Origin of the sequence: Streptomyces sp. NPDC056486 (assembly GCF_042795295.1) — a bacterium.
Lineage (GTDB): Bacteria > Actinomycetota > Actinomycetes > Streptomycetales > Streptomycetaceae > Streptomyces.
Genome location: NZ_JBHTSF010000080.1, coordinates 26,190 through 42,032, shown reverse-complemented (window position 1 = coordinate 42,032; position 15,843 = coordinate 26,190). Strand labels below are relative to the sequence as shown.

Below are 15,843 nucleotides of genomic sequence, written 5' to 3'. Positions count from 1 at the left end.
TGGTTCACCGCGCGGGGCCTTTCGCGTACTGGCCCTGCTCCGCGATCTCCGATAAGTTAGGCAAGGCTTACCTAATGGAGGTTGAAGAATGGGTGTCCGTCACGTCAGCACGTCCGTGCCCACCGCAGCGGCACGCGCTCGCTCACTGCTCACCACGGCATGGTCCTGCGCGGTGACCACGGAGATCGGCAGGGATGAACTCGTCGGCGCGCACAGCGTCACGCCGGAGGGCATCCTCATGCTGTCACCGCCACCGGACAGTGCGCTGGCCACCGCGATGATCTGCGCGCCGCGCGGCGAACCGTCCACGCTGGTGGAGTTCGCCGACGTCGCCCCCGTACCGGTCAGGGACCGGATCCGGGCCCGGCTGTGGCTCTCGGGGTCGCTCGTACCCGACGGAGAGGGGTTCATCTTCGCGCCGACCTGCGCCGTCCTTCACGACTCCACCGGCGGCCGCATCGGCATCGACCTCGACGAACTGGCCCTGGCCGCCCCCGATCCGCTGGCCGAGGCCGAGGCTCGGCTGCTCACTCATCTGGCCGACTCGCACGAGGACGCCGTGGAGCAGCTGACCCGGCTCGTGTGCTCGGACAGCCTGCACGGCGTGGTGCGCGTACGCCCGCTCGCCATCGACCGCTACGCACTCACGCTGCGCCTGGAGAAGGCAAGCAGCCAGGCGGACGTCAGGCTCGCCTTCGACGAGCCCGTCGAGGACCTCGGCCAGGTGACCGAACGCATGCACATCCTCCTGACCAAAGCGCGGCACCTGCGCCGCCCGCTACTGCGCCCCACTCCGCCCGACGCCTGAATTCGCCGACTTCATGGACCGCAGCGCGAGGGCGAGCACCCCGATGTCGTCGAGGAACACCGGGTCGGGCAGCAGATCGGCCGGCAGGACGAGATAGGCGACAGCGGCCCAGAACACCCACTGGCGCTCGACCGGCAGACCCGCTCTGCGCAGATCGCGGCGCGCGCGGACCAGACGTACGAGCAGCGCGATCGCGACCGCGAGCGTCGCGGCCACCAGGATCGCGCCGGCAACGAGGAGAACCGTGACTTCCGTGCTCACCAGACCCTGACCTCCGCTCTGCGACGTCCTGCGCGGGCACTCGGCCCAGGCTATGGGTACCCGCGGGACGGCGCGCGAACATCCCGTCCTGCCCTCCCATGACGGAGGATGGAGGCCGGCATCACCGCCAGCTCCTCCAACTCCTTCCTGGAAAGGCAGAGATGAGCCAGACGCTGATCACGGCAGGGCGGGTTCTGACCGGGCCGGGTGGCCAGTACGTCATGGACGGCGCCGTACTGACGCAGGGCGCCGACATCGTCGCCGCGGGTGCCCGGGCCGAGGTCGAGCCCCTGGCGCGAGGCGTGTCTCAGCGGTATGCGCTGCCCGACGCCACGGTGCTGCCCGGCCTCATCGACGCCCACGTCCACCTGGTCTTCGACGCGAGCAAGGACCCCGTCGCGGTCCTGGACGCGCACAGCGACACCACTCTGATGGCGGCGATGGAGGAGCGGGCGCTCCAGTTCCTGCGCAGCGGTGTCACCACGGTGCGCGATCTGGGTGACCGGGACCGCATCACCCTGCGCCTGCGCGAGGAGATCACCGCGTCCCGGGTGCCGGGCCCGCGGATCGTCGCCGCCACCACGCCGCTGACCACGAAGGGCGGCCACTGCTGGTTCCTGGGCGGTGAGGTCGAGGGCGAGAGCGAGATCCGCGCCCTGGTGCGGCAGAACGCCGAGCTCGGCGCGGACGTCATCAAGGTCATGGCCACCGGCGCGGCCTCACCCGGGGCGGCCCCGCCACCTGGCAGGCCCAGTTCGACGCCCCCGAACTGCGGGTGATCGTCCGTGAGGCGCACCGGGCAGGCCTGCCGGTGGCCGCCCATGGACACGGCACGGCGGGCATCGTGGCCGCGGTGATGGCCGGCGTCGACACCATCGAGCACTGCACCTGGTTGACCCGCGAGGGCCTCGACCTGCGTGAGGACGTCCTGGACGCCATCGTCGACAAGGGCATCCGCATCTGCCCCACCATCAGCCCGAACTGGCGGATGCTTCCCATGTTCTTCGGCGCCGAACGGGCGAAGGCGATGTTCGAGCAGGTCCGCACGATGGCGGAGCACGGCGCGCGGCTGATCGCCGGGACGGACGCGGGAGTGCAGCGGGCGGGCTGCGACGGTCTGGCCCAGAGCCTCGGCTTCTACCAGCACTTGGGGGTCGAACCCCACCGCGTCATCGACATGGCGACCACGGAGGCCGCCGCCGCTCTGGGCATCGCCGACCAGGTGGGACGCCTTGCCGCGGGCTACCGCGCCGACCTGATCGCGGTGCACGGCGATCCGCTCACGGACGTGGAGGCCCTGGGCGACGTACGCCTCATCATGGCGAACGGCAGGATGGTGGACCATGAGTGAGGAAATGGGACACGGATCGGCACATGGATCGGCACATGGATCGGCACATGGATCGGCACATGGATCGGCACATGAATCGGCACGTCCCGCGAAGCCCGTGCAGGCCCTGATCGTCGTCGACATGCAGTCCGCCTTCGTCACCGGCGACGGCGCCGTGCCCGAAGCGGCCCGCGTCCTCGGCCGGACGACCGACCTGATCACGCGGGCCCGCGCCGCGGGGGCCGTCGTCGTCCAGCTGCAGAACGACGGTGAGCCAGGGACCGTAGACGAACCGGGCACTCCCGGCTGGGAGATCTGCTTCCCGACAGACGCCGACCGGGGCGAGAGGGTCCTGCGCAAGACCGTCGACGACGGCTTCGAGGAGACCGGGCTCGCCGAACTGCTCGCCGAGTGGGGAGTACGCGACCTCGCCGTCTGCGGGGTGCAGTCCGAGATGTGCGTCCTTGCGACCGTGCGTACCGCCCTGGAGCTGGACTTCCGTGTCGTCCTGCCGCACGACGCGCACGCGACGTACGACATCCCGGCAGCCGAGGGCATCAGTGACGTGGTCCCGGCGGCGATGGTGTCCCGGGTCGCCGAATGGGCCCTCGGCGACGAGGTCGAGATCGTCGCGAGGGCCCAGGACGTCGACTTCACCAAGCCGTAGGCCTGGTGGCGACGGGGGATCAGCGGGCGGTGTACGCGCCGTCCACCAGGTGGTAGCTGCCGTGGATGAACGAGGCCCGCTCCGAGAGCAGGAACACGATCAGCTCGGCGACCTCCTCGGAGTGACCGAGGCGGCCCGCCGGGTGCAGGGAGACGAGCGCGTCGTAGTCGTCCTTGTTCATCTTCTGCAGGAGCGGGGTGTCGATGAAGCCGGGGCCGACCGCGTTCACGCGGATGCCCTTCGCCGCGTACTCGGCGGCGGCGGTCTTGGTGAGGCCGACGACGCCGTGCTTGGCGGCGACATAGGCGGGGGAGCCCGCGAAGCCGACGGAGCCGAGGATCGAGGCGACGTTCACGATGGCGCCCGCGCCCGCGGCCTCGATGACCGGGAGCTCATAGCGCATCGAGTAGAAGACGCCGTCGAGGTTCGTGCGCACGACGCGGTTGTAGACATCGATGTCGTACTCGCCCGTCGGCTTGCTCTCCCCGCCGATGCCCGCGTTGTTGACCGCGAGGTCGAGCCCGCCGAACGTGTCGACGGCGAACTGCACGGCGGCCTCGACCGACGCGGGCTCGGTGACGTCCACGGCGACCGCGGCGGCCTTGAAGCCCTCCGCGATGAGCTCGGCGGCGGCCTTCTCGGCGCCCTCGGCGTTGTAGTCGGCGATGACGACGTTCGCGCCGCCCCCGCCCAGGCGGCGGGCGGTGGCCAGGCCTATGCCGGAGGCGGCGCCCGTGACGAGGGCGGTCTTGCCCGCGAACTCGGTGGCGTAGTCGGGGACGGTGGTGGCGGGGGTGGTGCTCATGGTGCTTTTCACTTTCCTGTCGCTATGTGGGGGGCCGCTAGGGCTGCCTCCCTGGTCAGGACGGCGTAGGCCCGCTCCACATGCGCGGTGAGGTCTGCGTCGTACTCGTGCCCGCCGCGCGCCCAGCTGCGCAGGGCGGCGGTCAGGACTCCGGCGGCGGCGCCGACGACGACGGCCGGGCGCTGGTCCCGGGCGGGGTCGGTGCCGAGCCGGTCGGCGATGATCCGGACGGACTCGTCCTGGGCGTCGACCCGGACGCGCTCGTACGCGGCGAACAGCGCGGGCTCCGTGTCGACGAGGGCAAGGAGTTCGCGCCTCGGAGCCCGGCGGTGCAGGGCCGGAGTCTCAGAGGCGGCGAGCCAGTCCAGTACGGCCGCGTGATAGGCGGCCAGCGGAGGCTCGTCGGCGGGGCGGGCGCGCAGGGCCGCGTTGATGCGGTCGCCGTCGGCGCGGGTGAAGTCGAGCGCCGCGGCCTCCTTGCCGCCGAAGTGACGGCTGAAGGTGCGGCGCGTGACGTCGGCGCGCTCAGCGATGGCCTCCACGGTGACGGCCGCGAGGCCGTGCTCCAGGATCAGGTCGATGGCCGCGTCGGCGAGCGCTTCCCGGGTCTGGCGGGCCTTGCGCTGCCTGCGGTCCTCGCCGCTCCGGTCGGTGGCCGGGACTCCTGGGCCGGATTCCGTCGCCTTGTTCATGTCTTCGACTGTACACCCGCGATGTCCCAATGGGACATCTGTCCCGCCGGGACTCAATCGGCTGTCATCGGCTGTCGAAGACTCATGCGGAACGCAGGTCGAAGACGCCGTACCCGAACCCCCGCGCCGTGACGACGCCGCTGTCGGCCTCCACGCCCTTCGCCTCCAGTACTCGGGGGCCCGCCCCGTCCACGAGAGGGGTGGTGAACGCCGCCGGTGTGCTGCGGGGATTGATCACCACGAGATGGCTCCCGCCCCTGACGTACACGAACGGATAGCCGCTGTGCAGCACCTCCACCGATCCGTCGGGCCCCAGCTCTGGGGTGGCCTTGCGCAGGGCGATCAGGCGGTGCACGAGGTGCAGCAGAGAGCTGTCGTCGGCCCGCTGGGCGGCGACATCGGGGCGCCGCGGATCGGGGTCGACGGGGAGGTAGAGGCGGTCGGCCGGTGCAGTGGAGAAACCGGCGTTCGCGCTGTCGTCCCACTGCATGGGGGTGCGCGAGCCGGCCCGGTTGTAGCGCGGGCCGAGCACGCTGCCCTCGGTGCCGGGAAGACCGGGGACGTACCGCATGCCGATCTCGTCGCCGTAGTAGATCGCGGGGAGCGTGGGCCAGGTGAGCTGGAAGGCGAACGCCGCCGGGAGCTGCTCGGCGGTGCGCGGGCCGCAGTTGAGGCGGGAGAAGTCGTGGTTGGAGGTGGGCAGCGAGATGTGCCCGGCGTCGCCGAGGGCTTCGTCGGCCGCCTGCCACGCCTCGACGAACGTACGGGGGGAGCCCTTGCCGCTCGGATCGAAGAAGCAGTCGAGGGGGTCCCACGACGCGTCGGCGGTGCCCTCGCCGTTGTTCCACAGGGAGCGCAGGGGGCCGCCGTTGGTGGGGCCGCCGAACTGCAGGAAGAAGTCGGCGTGGAACCCGGCGGGGACGGACACGGCCGGATCACCCCACTCCGAGAGCAGCACCGCATCCGGGTGGGCGGCGTCCAGCCAGCCGCGCAGCTCCGTCCACACCGCTGCCGTCGCGCTGCGGTCCGGGTCGTCCTTGACGAGGGAGTGCGCCATGTCGACGCGGAATCCGGCGAGGCCCAGGCGCAGCCAGTGGTCCATGATGTCGCGCAGCGCGGCCCGGTTGGCACGCGGCCCGTCGGCGTCGACGGTACTGCGCCACGGCTCGGCCGGATCCATGCGCGCATAGCCGAAGTTGAGGGCGGGCTGGGAGTCGAAGAAGTTCGGCAGATACGCGCCGGGGCGGCTCCCCGGGGACCGTACGAAACCGTCCGGACAGCCTGTGGGCGCCCAGATGTAGCGGTCGTCGTCCGGGTCGTCGGCCGACGTGGTGAACCACGGGTGCTGGTCGGAGGTGTGCCCGGCCACCAGGTCGAGCAGGACCCGGATGCCGCGCCGTCCCGCCTCCTCCACCAGCTCGGCCAGGTCGGCGTTCGTGCCGTAACGGGGCGCGACGGAGAGGTAGTCGGACACGTCGTATCCGGCGTCCCTGAACGGTGAGGTGAAGCAGGGGTTGATCCAGACGGCGTTGACGCCGAGCCAGGCCAGGTGGTCCAGATGTGCGGTGATGCCGTTGAAGTCACCGATGCCGTCGCCGTCGGAGTCGGCGAAGGACTGCGGATAGATCTGGTAGAAGACGGCGTCGGAGAGCCAGGCGGGGGCGGGGCGGAAGGAAGTCATGGGACGGGTGCGGCCTTTCCTTCATGCGGCTTCCGGGGGTGGGCGGCAGCCACTGCCTGCAACATGACTACAAGGGCAGTGCGCATACCGCGAGAGGGGCGGCGAACGGCGTCCCTGCCAGGCGTAGTCGGCCGTCGCTCCCCACCTCGAAGACGCTGACCGAGTTCGACTTCTGGTTCGCGGCGAACAGCAGTCGCTGGGACGGCGAAAAGGCGATGTGCCGGGGGAAGTCCCCGCCGACGGGGACGGTGTCGAGCAGCCGCAGCCGGGCGCCGCCCGCCTCGATGGCGTACCGCGTGAGGCTGTTGTGCCCGCGGTTGGCGAGGAAGGCGAAGGTGCCCTCACTCGTGACGGCCAACTGCGCCGGGTAGCTGGCGCCTTCGCCCGTGCCGGTGGACTGCGGCGCACCGGGAGACAGCCGCCCGCTCGCGGGGTCGTACCCGCAGACGACCACCGTGTTGTCGAGCTCGTTCGCCAGATAGGCGAAGCGTCCGGAGGGGTGGAAGGTGAGGTGGCGGGGTCCCGCACCCGGTCGCAGAGTGGCGTACGAGGCCTGGGTGAGTTTCCCCTTCTTCGTGTCGAGGCGGTAGCTGTAGACGGTGTCGTTGCCCAGATCTACGGCGAGGACATGACCGCCGTCCGGACTGGTCATGATGTGGTGGGCGTGCGGTCCGTCCTGGCCCGGACCGGGTGGCGGACTGGAGTGGGTGACGAGGTCGCTCAACTCGCCCAGTGCGCCCGAGGCTTGAATGGGATGGACGGCTACGTTCCCGGAGAGGTAGTTGGCGCTGAGCAGCCAGCGTCCGGTGGGGTGCACGGACAGATGGCAGGGCCCCGCACCCCCGGTGCCGCGCGCCCCCAACACTTCGGGGCCCGCGGGGGAGAGCGCGATCGCGGTCACGCCGCCTTGTTCCCGCTCATTGACGGCGTAGAGAGTTTTGCCCGAGGGGTGGAGGCAGAGGTAGGAGGGGTCGGGTACGCCGGTCAGCGTGCCGGTGTCGGTGATGTGCCCGGTCGCTTCGTCGTACGTGGCCAGGCCGAGGCCGGTGCCGCCGCCTTGCTGGGAGGTGTACGTACCGAGAAAGAGCTGCCGTGCGCGGCGTGGCGGCCGTTCGGGGTAGAGCGCGGACGCGGAAGCGGGCGCGGGTGCGGAGATGGCAGCGGCGGCAGCCGTGGCGGCGACGGCTCCGATGAATCCCCGCCGTCCCCAGCCATTTGTCGCCGGCAGTCCCTCGGACCCACTGTTCATCCCTGCCGCCATGTCCACTCCTTGAGTGTCGGTAGTGACGCGTGTGGCAGACAGCGTGGCGCTTGGAATCCCCCCGATCAAGAGGCGCAACCGGAGTTGCGTTCTGTGCAATGAAAGACGGGCGTCTGACGGGGTTCGGGTGGGCGATGTGGCGGCGGCGCGTGGCCGCCGCGACCGGAAGCGGTGACACCGATCGGGTCTCTCATCTGCAGGGTTTCATGCTTGTTGAACCGTGCATGAAATACGGAGAGTAACTACGACCAACTTGCCTCGAATATGCGCCGCACCGTGGCCGGACATACCACCCTGAGGTATGAACTGGCTCTGAGCGGGCAAGATGTAGGTGCCATTCGCGGTGCCGCCCCAGACCCCGGCGGCGTCGGGCGCCGACCTGAAGGCCGCGCCGCTCGCGTTGTCGTAACTCTTCGTATGCGGGGTGTAGGGAAAAATAGGGGGGTGGATCATGGGCACGCCCGACCCGGGTTTTGGGCTGCAGCACCGTGTGGTGGGCGAATCGATAGTTCTGACGTTCCGTGGTGAGCTGGACGCTTGGGCGGACCAGGAACTCGGGCCGCGAATAACGGAGTTGCTGAACAGGTCGGACGCGGACGTGGTGGTGGACCTGCGGGAGGTGTCCTTCCTGGACGCCGGTGGCCTGCGGCTGCTGGTGCGCATCAAGGGCCAGGCCATCGCGAGACGGCGCCCTCTGCGACTGGTGCGCAGCAGTCCGCGTGTCTGGCGGGTACTGCGCATCACTCGGCTCGACCGCAGTTTCACCGTCCTGGACAGCATGCCGTCGGACCTGGACGCGCCCGATGACTATGAGGGAAACCTGAACAGACCGGCCTAGACAGTCCGCAGGGACCCGATGGCTGGTTTCGGCCTGCTGTGACGGAAGTTGACCACTGAGAGCCACTGCGCGGATACCGTGTGCGAGACGTTTTTCGTTTCCCGTGTATACGCGAGGAGTTGCTGAGTGGACCGCAGTTCTGTGATCCGGATTCGTACTGTTCTGGCGGCGCTGGGCGTGGCGACCGCGATGGCGGCAGCGCCCACCGCGACGGCGGCGGCGGATCGGACGGAGTCGACGGCATCGTCCGCGGGGTCGGCGTCGTCGGCGGGGGCGATATCGTCCTCGGCGCGGCACGAGCCCTGCACCGGTGAGTTCCACAAGGACGCACGGCTCGGTCCGAAGTGGCTCCCCAAGAAGTGGCAGGAGCCGGTCGGCCCACTGCTCAAGGGATGGAAGCGCACGGGCGGCCTCTCGTCTTCGTCCTTCCTGAAGAAGTACTGGGAAGGCCCCGCCGAATCGGGCAGCTGGAAGTACCCGCCGAACGACGGCTTCGAGACGGTCAACGGCCAGGTCGACAAGCACCCCGAGGAGCTGGAGGAAGGTGAGCTTCTCGACCGCTTCGGATCGGAGTACGGCTCGTTCCTGGCCCCCGCGGGCGACTCGTACGCGGAGCGCGCACTGCCCCCGCAGAACCTCAACACCCGTGACGCCGCGGTCGCCTGCGACTACCGCGTCTACGAGGTGAGCAAGCCGTTCCACGTCTGGCAGGGCGGCATCGCCCCCTGGTTCGCGCAGCCCGGCGGCGGCCAGCAGGTCAAGCTCGACCCGGTCTTCCTGGACCCGGGTGAGGGGCAGCGCCTGAACGTGAAGTGGCTGCTCGATCACGGCTACCTCGAGCCTGCGAACGGCTAGCGCGACGATGGACATCCGTGGACTGCCCGCCGCGCTGCGCGAAGCCGGTGTCGCCGACGGCTACTACTGGATCGAGGGCGTCCACGAACCGGTCCCCACGCCGCCCGACTTCGTCTACCTGCGCAGAGCCGAGGGCGGCGGGGCGTGGGAGACCGGAACATACGAACGCGGAACGCACCATCCCCTCGCCCGGCACGCGGACGAGGGGGAGGCCTGCGCCCACTTGCTGCGCCTGCTGCGATGAGGCGGCGAGGGGACCCGGTCGCGCCCGTCAGCCCTCGGGGCGCAGCAGCCCGCGCTCGTACGCCTTGGCCAGTCGCTGGGGAACGAGGTAGGCGGAGCCGTCGACGGTGACCGGCACGAGCTGCGGGGTGCTCGCCTTCCACTGGGCCCGGCGGTGACGGGTATTGCTGCGGGACATCTTCCGCTTGGGTACGGCCATGGGTGTTCGGGTCCTTTCTCGGCGGTGCGATGCCGAGGCTATATGAAAATGGATCCCATTTCGAATTAGGTTTCCTGTTGGCAGGTCCGAGCCCGCGGTTGACAGCCCGAACGCGCCCGCGACAGCATCCGGTTGATGGAGATCACCGACGCGACACCGGCGGAGCTCCGCGTCTGGCAGGCATTCGCGCTCGGCGAGGGCGTCGACTTCCGCGAGAGCCCCGACGAAGATCCCCGGGCCGGTGGATCCTGGGGGCCCGAGCGGACGGTGCGTGCCGAGGTGCTGCGGGCGCTGCTGCTCAACGGCCCCACGCGGGACGGCGAGATCGCGGGCCTGAAACTCACGGGCGCGCGGATCACGGGGCAGCTCAACCTCATGTACGGGACGGTCGAGCATCCCGTACGCATGCGGTCCTGCTATTTCGAGGAGACGCCGAATCTGTACGGGGCCCAGGTCCGCGCCCTGGTCCTGAGCGACTCGTGCCTGCCGGGGCTGACGGCGGGAACCCTCCGTGTCGAGCTGGTCCTGCGGATCACCTGCTGCCGGATAACGGGCCCCGTAAGGCTCGCGGGCGCGCAGATCGCCGGGGCCTTCTTCGCCAATGGGGCGGAGCTCGGCACCCCGCCCGCGCCCGACGGATCGCCTCCACCGGACGCGCCCGACCCCGAAGCGGCGAGGGAGGCGGTGCTGCAGCTGAACCACGCCGTGATCGGCACCGATGTATGGGCCGTCGGTCTGGTCGCCCACGGCCAGGTCCGGCTGAACGGCGCCTCCGTCGGAGGACAGGTCAATTTCGACGACGCCGAACTGAATGCTCCCGGTGGTGTGGCCCTGCACGCCGAGACGCTGTCCGTCGGCACCGACCTGCGGGCCATGCGGTTGCGCGCCCACGGCACGCTCAACCTCAGCGGCGCCAGAATCCCGCGGCACGTCAATCTCGCCTACGCCCGTCTCTCCCACCCCGGTGGATCGGCCCTGCGGGCCAGCAGCTGTGTCATCGGCGAGCTGTGGCTGCGGGAAGCCGCTCCGATCCAGGGAGCCGTGAACCTGCGCCGCTCCCAGCTGGACCTGCTGCACGTCCCCGCGGAGGTGTGGCCGACCCAGGTGAAGCTCGACGGCCTCGCCTACCAGAGGCTCGCCCCGCACCTGCCCGCCGAGCGGCGACTGCCACTGCTCGAGCGCGAGACGGCCGGTTATCTCCCGCAGAGCTACGAGCAGTTGGCCGCCGCCTACCGCACGGTGGGCGACGAGGCCGCCGCCCGCACCGTGCAGTTGGCCAGGCTCCGCCGCCACCGCCGCACCCTGCCCCCGTACGCCAGGATCTGGGGCCACCTCCAGGATGTGACGGTCGGCTACGGATTCCGTCCGATGCGCGCCGCCGGATGGCTGCTCGTCCTGCTGCTCATCGGCGCGCTCGCCTTCGCCCTTCACCATCCGCGCCCGCTGAAGTCCGACGAGGCCCCCGACTTCAACCCCGTCTTCTACACCCTTGACCTGCTCCTGCCGATCATCGGCTTCGGGCAGGAGTCGGCCTTCGCGCCGGAGGGCTGGTATCAGTGGCTCTCGTATCTCCTGGTCGCCACGGGCTGGGTCCTCGTCACCACGGTGGCGGCCGGTATCACCCGCTCACTGAGCCGCCAGTAACGATGAGCCGCCAGTAACGAACATCGCCGTCCTGGACACAGGCGGGGCAATGATCGATATCCTCCAGCGGAAACGCTCAAACGAACACCCGACGGGTGCGTGGCGAGGGGGTCGGCAGCATGCGGGAGCCGAGGGACGTCAGGCGGCAGCGGATACTCGCGGTCGTGGAGTCGAGGGGGGAGGCGCGGCTGAGTGATCTCGCCGACGACCTGGAGGTCTCGGTGATCACCGTGCGCCGGGATGTCGAAGACCTCGCCCGTGAGGGCAAGTTGCGGCGCGGGCACGGTGTCGCGCGGTCGGTCGGACCCGTGGAGCGCGGCGCCCCGCGGGCCGAACCGGTGGTGCAGGGCGGCGGGGCCGTGGCGCTGATGGTGCCCGAGCGGCACACCTACCTGTACGAGACGATGCACGGGGCCCGAAGCGTCCTGAACGAGGCCGGGATGCGGGTCGCGCTGCATATCGCGCCGCAGGTGGAGGGGGCTGAACGGCCGCTGGTCGAGCGGGTGTTGGCCGAGAAGGTCCAGGGGCTTCTGATCGCTCCGCGCTGGCGCACCGCGGCCGAGGAGGAGGCGGACTATGCCTGGCTTGCCGCGGCGGGCGTGCCCACGGTCCTGATGGAGCGTCGGCCGCGTGCGGGCAGTGCGCTGCACGCCATGGACTCGATCTGCACCGACCACTGGTACGGCATCCATCTCGCCGTCGACCACCTCATCGGGCTCGGCCACCGGCGGATCGTCCTGGCCGCCCGTGACGACAGCCCCACGGCCCGTGCGCTGCGTGCCGCCTTCACCGAGATCGCCGCGTCCCGGCCCGAGATCGAGGACTGGACCGTGATGCTCAGCGCCGCGAACGCGGGGCCTGGCCGGGTGCGCGAGCCCCTCGACCTCGCGGCGCGGTTGCGCGAGCACGGAGCGACGGCCGCGGTGCTGCACGGTGACGTCGACGCGCTGATGCTCGTACAGCAACTCATGGACCACGGCGTGCGGGTGCCGCAGGACTGCTCGGTGGTGGCGTACGACGATGTGGTGGCCGCGCTCGGCAGCACTCCGCTGACCGCCGTGTCACCGCCGAAGTACGAGGTGGGGCGGACGGCGGCCGGGCTTCTGCTGCGCAGGCTCGACGAGTTGGCGGAGCCGGGCGCCGTGACGACCCAGCGGGCGGAACTTCTGCCGGAGCTCAAGGTCCGTGGATCCACCACTCACGTCGAGATCGTTTGACCGCTTTAGTTTCTTTTGATCGATCTATTGACCGTCATCGTTCACGCGATCAGGATTCCCGTGTCCCGAACAAGAGCCGCGGGAGGCACCCACCCATGCCTGGTCGACCGAGCCGCCGGTCCCTGCTCGCCGTGACAGCCGCAGTTCCCACGGCAGGTGCTCTCAGCGCCTGTTCGGGCAGCGCGGGCAGCACGTCACGCAGCAAGGGCGGCACCACACGCATCACCTTCTGGTCCGCACTGCGCGGAAGCCAGGAAGTGGTCGACGCGTTCAACAAGACCCACGACCGCATCCAGGTCGAGTTCCAGCAGATTCCGTCCGGGGCCATGGGCGGATACGCCAAGCTCAGCAACGCCGCCCGGGCCGGCAACGCCCCGGATGTCGCCACCCTCGAATACCCCCAGGTCCCCGGCTTCGCCATCGACGGCGTAGCCCGGGACATCACCTCACTGATGAGTGAGAGGCTGCGCGCCAAGCTGCTGCCCCAGGCCCTCGGCCTCACCACCTTCGAGAAGAAGGTCTACTCCGTCCCGCTCGACGTCGAGCCGATGGTGCTGCACTACCGCACCGACCTGTTCGACGAGTACGGGATCGAAGTCCCGCGCACCTGGGACGATTTCACCGAGGCCGCCCGCACCGTACGGGACAAGTCACGCGAGAGGCGCATCGCGCTCTTCCCCACCGACGGCGGCACCCAGTTCGCCTCGTGGGCGTGGCAGGCGGGCGCCCAGTGGTTCGACACCCGCGACGGCGCCTGGAACATTTCGCTCACGGACCGCCCGACCCGGAAGGTCGCGGCGTACTGGCAGGGGCTCATCGACGAGGAGCTGCTGCTCGTCAACGCCTCCGAGAGCAGGCACTACGACTCCCAGCTCGGTGAGGGTCTTGTCCTCAGCCGGCTCAGCGGCGCCTGGGACGCCGGCTCGCAGATGAACGCCAGGCCGGGCCAGAAGGGCCAGTGGGCCATCGCCCCGCTCCCGCAGTGGGACCCCGACAACCCGGTCGTCGGCACCCACGGCGGCTCCACCTTCGCCGTCACCAAGGACAGCCGGCATCCGGAAGCCGCCATGGAGTTCATCGAGTGGCAGGTCTCGCACCCCGACGCGCTGCGCGCCCGCCTCTCCAGCGGCGCCAGCAGCCAGTACCCCGCCGTACCCGACCTGGTTCCTGTCGGCCGCAAAGCCTTCGACCGCACCTACTACTCCGGCCAGGACATCTACCGCCTCTTCGAGGAACAGGCCGAGACGATTCGCGACGGCTGGGTCTGGGGGCCGCGGATGACCGCGACCCAGCGGGTGATGCAGGACGGCTTCGCCCGCGCGGGCGGCGGAAAGGGCTCGCTGCTCGACGCAGTGCGCGCCGCGCACGACGGAACCATGCCGGACCTCAAGGCTCTCGGCCTCTCCATCACCGAGCACAGCACATGACGGGCCCGAACGCCCCGACCCGGCCGAAGCCCCCGTCCGCCGACGAGCACCAGCAGAAAGGCAGGTGACCCCGATGACCACGACCGCGCCCCCGGCCCGCGCCACCCGCACCCCCGATGCCCCCGTCTCCGCCCGCCGCGCCCGTACGCGTGCCCGGCGCAGTGAACACATCGCGTGCGGCGTCCTGATGACCCCCTTCCTGATCCTGTTGGTGACGGTCTTCCTGATACCCGTCGGCACCGCGGTCCGGCTGAGCTTCTTCAGCGACGACCAGCCGGGCCTCGGCTTCGGCCCGGAAAGCACGGTCTTCGTGGGCCTGCGCAGCTACACGGCCGTCCTCACCGACCCGACCTTCCTCGGCAGCCTCGGCACGGTCGTCCTCTACTGCCTGATCTACATCCCGCTCATGGTGATCGGCGCCCTCGCCCTGGCCCTGCTTCTTGACTCGGGCGTCGTACGACTGCGCGCCTGGGCCCAGTTGGGGCTCTTCCTGCCGCATGCGGTGCCGGGCATCATCGCGGCCCTCATCTGGCTGTACCTCTACACACCAGGGCTCAGCCCGGTCGTCGATCTGCTCGCCAAGGGCGACATCACCATCGACTTCCTCGGCGTGAACACCGTCCTGCCCTCGATCGTGAACATCGCCCTGTGGAGCAACCTCGGCTACAACATGGTGATCTTCTACGCCGCCCTGCAGGCCGTGCCCCGAGAAGTGATCGAGGCCGCCGTGGTCGACGGCGCGGGACCGGTGCGGACCGCACTCCAGATCAAGGCGCCCCTCGTGCGCTCCTCGATCGTCATGGTCGCCATGTTCACCCTGATCTGGGCGATGCAGCTGTTCACCGAACCGATGCTGCTCAGCCAGTCGTCCCCGATGATCAACACGCGCTTCTCGCCCAGCATGTACATCTACGACGCGGCCTTCACCCGCAACAACTACGGCCTCGCCGCCGCCGCTTCGGTGATCCTGCTGCTCTGCACGGTCGCCCTGTCCTACGGCGTCACCCGCTGGACCAACCGCTCCCAGAAGGAGGCAGCGCGATGAGCGCCGACACCCTCACCGCGGGCCGCCCCCGCCTTCTGGGCCGCACCGTCGTGAACACCGTGGTCGGTATCGCGGTGCTCTACACCCTGCTGCCCGTCCTGTGGCTGGTGCTCGCCGCGTCCAAGAACCGGGACGCGCTGTTCAGCAGCAACTTCTTCACGCTGACCGACTTCTCCTTCGTACAGAACCTGCGCGACCTGTTCGCGATGGACGGCGGCCTCTACGGCCGCTGGTACACCAACAGCCTCTTGTACGCCGTCCTTGGCGCCGCGATCAGCGCACTGGTGAGTGTCGCCTGCGGCTACGCCTTCGACAAATACCGCTTCGCGCACAAGGAGAAGGTCTTCGGCCTGGTGCTCGCCGCGGTGATGGTGCCGCAGACGGTGCTCGCGCTTCCGCTGTACCTGATGGCCTCGGCCACGGGCCTCGTCGACACCTTCTGGGCGGTGTTCATCCCGGTCCTCTTCAACCCGTTCGGCGTCTATCTGGGGCGGATCTTCAGCCAGGGGTATGTGCCCGACGAGGTGCTCGAAGCGGCCCGCGTCGACGGCGCGGGGGAGCTGACCACGTATGTGCGTGTCTCCCTGCGGATGCTGGGACCCGGCCTGGTGACGGTGTTCCTCTTCCAGCTCACCGCCATCTGGAACAACTTCTTCCTGCCCATGGTGATGCTCTCGGACCAGAAGCTGTATCCGGTCAGCCTCGGCCTCTATACCTGGAACAGTTCGGCCACCGTCTCGCCCGAGTACTACCCCGTGGTGATCATGGGTTCGCTCCTCGCGGTACTGCCGCTCATCCTCGCCTTCATGCTGCTGCAACGCTTCTGGAAGTCGGGTCTCACCGCGGGCTCGGTCAAGTGAGCCACGCTCA

Annotated in this window: 16 protein-coding genes and 1 pseudogene; 11 read left to right on the top strand and 6 right to left on the bottom strand. The window is 69.7% G+C overall.

Translation table 11 applies throughout. The features are described 5' to 3' along the window. Positions 1–88: 88 nt before the first annotated feature. Positions 89–808 carry a DUF2470 domain-containing protein gene (locus ACFQ7F_RS27585; RefSeq protein WP_383275515.1) on the top strand — a complete coding sequence of 240 codons (720 nt, stop codon included), beginning with the start codon at positions 89–91 and terminating at the stop codon, positions 806–808. Here the strand turns inward: ACFQ7F_RS27585 and ACFQ7F_RS27580 are convergent. Further along, the gene (locus ACFQ7F_RS27580; RefSeq protein WP_383275513.1) at positions 779–1,069 is read right to left on the bottom strand and encodes a YkvA family protein; all 291 of its coding nucleotides are present in this window, start codon (positions 1,067–1,069) and stop codon (positions 779–781) included. The two genes, ACFQ7F_RS27585 and ACFQ7F_RS27580, sit on opposite strands and share 30 nt — an antisense overlap. 98 nt (positions 1,070–1,167) lie before the next feature. Here ACFQ7F_RS27580 and ACFQ7F_RS27575 point away from each other — a divergent pair. Further along, positions 1,168–2,420 (top strand): annotated as a pseudogene (locus ACFQ7F_RS27575) (amidohydrolase family protein). Then, on the top strand, positions 2,413–3,066 hold the full coding sequence (locus tag ACFQ7F_RS27570; protein ID WP_383275510.1) for an isochorismatase family protein: 654 nt from the start codon (positions 2,413–2,415) through the stop codon (positions 3,064–3,066). Before ACFQ7F_RS27575 ends, ACFQ7F_RS27570 begins: the two are co-directional and overlap by 8 nt. A 19-nt stretch (positions 3,067–3,085) precedes the next feature. Here the strand turns inward: ACFQ7F_RS27570 and ACFQ7F_RS27565 are convergent, their stop codons facing one another. The 4 genes from ACFQ7F_RS27565 to ACFQ7F_RS27550 form a co-directional block, all read right to left on the bottom strand. Beyond that, a complete protein-coding gene (locus ACFQ7F_RS27565; RefSeq protein WP_383275507.1) occupies positions 3,086–3,871 on the bottom strand; it encodes an SDR family NAD(P)-dependent oxidoreductase in 786 nt (261 codons plus the stop codon). Positions 3,872–3,879: 8 nt separating this feature from the next. Beyond that, positions 3,880–4,563 (bottom strand): TetR/AcrR family transcriptional regulator, encoded by a 684-nt coding sequence (locus ACFQ7F_RS27560; protein ID WP_383275504.1) that lies wholly within the window; start codon positions 4,561–4,563, stop codon positions 3,880–3,882. A gap of 82 nt (positions 4,564–4,645) precedes the next feature. Then, a complete protein-coding gene (locus ACFQ7F_RS27555; RefSeq protein WP_383275501.1) occupies positions 4,646–6,244 on the bottom strand; it encodes an alpha-amylase family glycosyl hydrolase in 1,599 nt (532 codons plus the stop codon). A gap of 67 nt (positions 6,245–6,311) precedes the next feature. Then, positions 6,312–7,493: a lactonase family protein gene (locus ACFQ7F_RS27550; protein WP_383275523.1), complete on the bottom strand. Its 1,182-nt coding sequence runs from the start codon at positions 7,491–7,493 to the stop codon at positions 6,312–6,314. Positions 7,494–7,956: 463 nt separating this feature from the next. On the opposite strand from ACFQ7F_RS27550, the gene ACFQ7F_RS27545 reads away from it, so the two are divergent. The 3 genes from ACFQ7F_RS27545 (at position 7,957) to ACFQ7F_RS27535 (ending at position 9,442) form a co-directional block, all read left to right on the top strand. Beyond that, on the top strand, positions 7,957–8,343 hold the full coding sequence (locus ACFQ7F_RS27545) for an STAS domain-containing protein (protein WP_383275498.1): 387 nt from the start codon (positions 7,957–7,959) through the stop codon (positions 8,341–8,343). Positions 8,344–8,484: 141 nt separating this feature from the next. Continuing rightward, positions 8,485–9,198 carry a TNT domain-containing protein gene (locus tag ACFQ7F_RS27540; protein ID WP_383275521.1) on the top strand — a complete coding sequence of 238 codons (714 nt, stop codon included), beginning with the start codon at positions 8,485–8,487 and terminating at the stop codon, positions 9,196–9,198. 7 nt (positions 9,199–9,205) lie between these two features. Further along, entirely contained in the window at positions 9,206–9,442 is a 237-nt protein-coding gene (locus ACFQ7F_RS27535) for a hypothetical protein (RefSeq protein ID WP_383275495.1), read from the top strand. Between the two features lie 27 nt (positions 9,443–9,469). Here ACFQ7F_RS27535 and rpmF read toward each other — a convergent pair whose 3' ends face one another. Then, positions 9,470–9,640 (bottom strand): 50S ribosomal protein L32, encoded by a 171-nt coding sequence (gene rpmF / locus ACFQ7F_RS27530; protein ID WP_135332135.1) that lies wholly within the window; start codon positions 9,638–9,640, stop codon positions 9,470–9,472. 135 nt (positions 9,641–9,775) lie between these two features. Between rpmF and ACFQ7F_RS27525 the strand changes: the two genes are divergently transcribed. From ACFQ7F_RS27525 to ACFQ7F_RS27505, 5 genes are all read left to right on the top strand, one after another. Further along, complete coding sequence (locus ACFQ7F_RS27525; protein WP_383275492.1) at positions 9,776–11,284, top strand: membrane-associated oxidoreductase; 1,509 nt, start codon at positions 9,776–9,778, stop codon at positions 11,282–11,284. A gap of 119 nt (positions 11,285–11,403) precedes the next feature. Beyond that, entirely contained in the window at positions 11,404–12,501 is a 1,098-nt protein-coding gene (locus tag ACFQ7F_RS27520; protein WP_383275489.1) for a substrate-binding domain-containing protein, read from the top strand. A gap of 95 nt (positions 12,502–12,596) precedes the next feature. Further along, positions 12,597–13,928, top strand: coding sequence for an ABC transporter substrate-binding protein (locus ACFQ7F_RS27515; protein WP_383275486.1), 1,332 nt, complete (start codon positions 12,597–12,599; stop codon positions 13,926–13,928). A gap of 73 nt (positions 13,929–14,001) precedes the next feature. Continuing rightward, complete coding sequence (locus ACFQ7F_RS27510; protein WP_383275483.1) at positions 14,002–14,973, top strand: carbohydrate ABC transporter permease; 972 nt, start codon at positions 14,002–14,004, stop codon at positions 14,971–14,973. After that, positions 14,970–15,833, top strand: coding sequence for a carbohydrate ABC transporter permease (locus ACFQ7F_RS27505; RefSeq protein ID WP_383275480.1), 864 nt, complete (start codon positions 14,970–14,972; stop codon positions 15,831–15,833). Before ACFQ7F_RS27510 ends, ACFQ7F_RS27505 begins: the two co-directional genes overlap by 4 nt. The last annotated feature ends 10 nt before the right edge of the window (positions 15,834–15,843 follow it).

Bases quoted from the DNA above. Each gene is read 5' to 3' on its own strand.
- ACFQ7F_RS27565 (WP_383275507.1), bottom strand. From the start codon at position 3,871: ATGAGCACCACCCCCGCCACCACCGTCCCCGACTACGCCACCGAGTTC.
- ACFQ7F_RS27515 (WP_383275486.1), top strand. From the start codon at position 12,597: ATGCCTGGTCGACCGAGCCGCCGGTCCCTGCTCGCCGTGACAGCCGCA.
- ACFQ7F_RS27510 (WP_383275483.1), top strand. From the start codon at position 14,002: ATGACCACGACCGCGCCCCCGGCCCGCGCCACCCGCACCCCCGATGCC.
- ACFQ7F_RS27550 (WP_383275523.1), bottom strand. From the start codon at position 7,493: ATGAACAGTGGGTCCGAGGGACTGCCGGCGACAAATGGCTGGGGACGG.
- ACFQ7F_RS27535 (WP_383275495.1), top strand. From the start codon at position 9,206: ATGGACATCCGTGGACTGCCCGCCGCGCTGCGCGAAGCCGGTGTCGCC.
- ACFQ7F_RS27585 (WP_383275515.1), top strand. From the start codon at position 89: ATGGGTGTCCGTCACGTCAGCACGTCCGTGCCCACCGCAGCGGCACGC.
- ACFQ7F_RS27560 (WP_383275504.1), bottom strand. From the start codon at position 4,563: ATGAACAAGGCGACGGAATCCGGCCCAGGAGTCCCGGCCACCGACCGG.
- ACFQ7F_RS27520 (WP_383275489.1), top strand. From the start codon at position 11,404: ATGCGGGAGCCGAGGGACGTCAGGCGGCAGCGGATACTCGCGGTCGTG.
- rpmF (WP_135332135.1), bottom strand. From the start codon at position 9,640: ATGGCCGTACCCAAGCGGAAGATGTCCCGCAGCAATACCCGTCACCGC.
- ACFQ7F_RS27505 (WP_383275480.1), top strand. From the start codon at position 14,970: ATGAGCGCCGACACCCTCACCGCGGGCCGCCCCCGCCTTCTGGGCCGC.
- ACFQ7F_RS27525 (WP_383275492.1), top strand. From the start codon at position 9,776: ATGGAGATCACCGACGCGACACCGGCGGAGCTCCGCGTCTGGCAGGCA.
- ACFQ7F_RS27555 (WP_383275501.1), bottom strand. From the start codon at position 6,244: ATGACTTCCTTCCGCCCCGCCCCCGCCTGGCTCTCCGACGCCGTCTTC.
- ACFQ7F_RS27570 (WP_383275510.1), top strand. From the start codon at position 2,413: ATGAGTGAGGAAATGGGACACGGATCGGCACATGGATCGGCACATGGA.
- ACFQ7F_RS27545 (WP_383275498.1), top strand. From the start codon at position 7,957: ATGGGCACGCCCGACCCGGGTTTTGGGCTGCAGCACCGTGTGGTGGGC.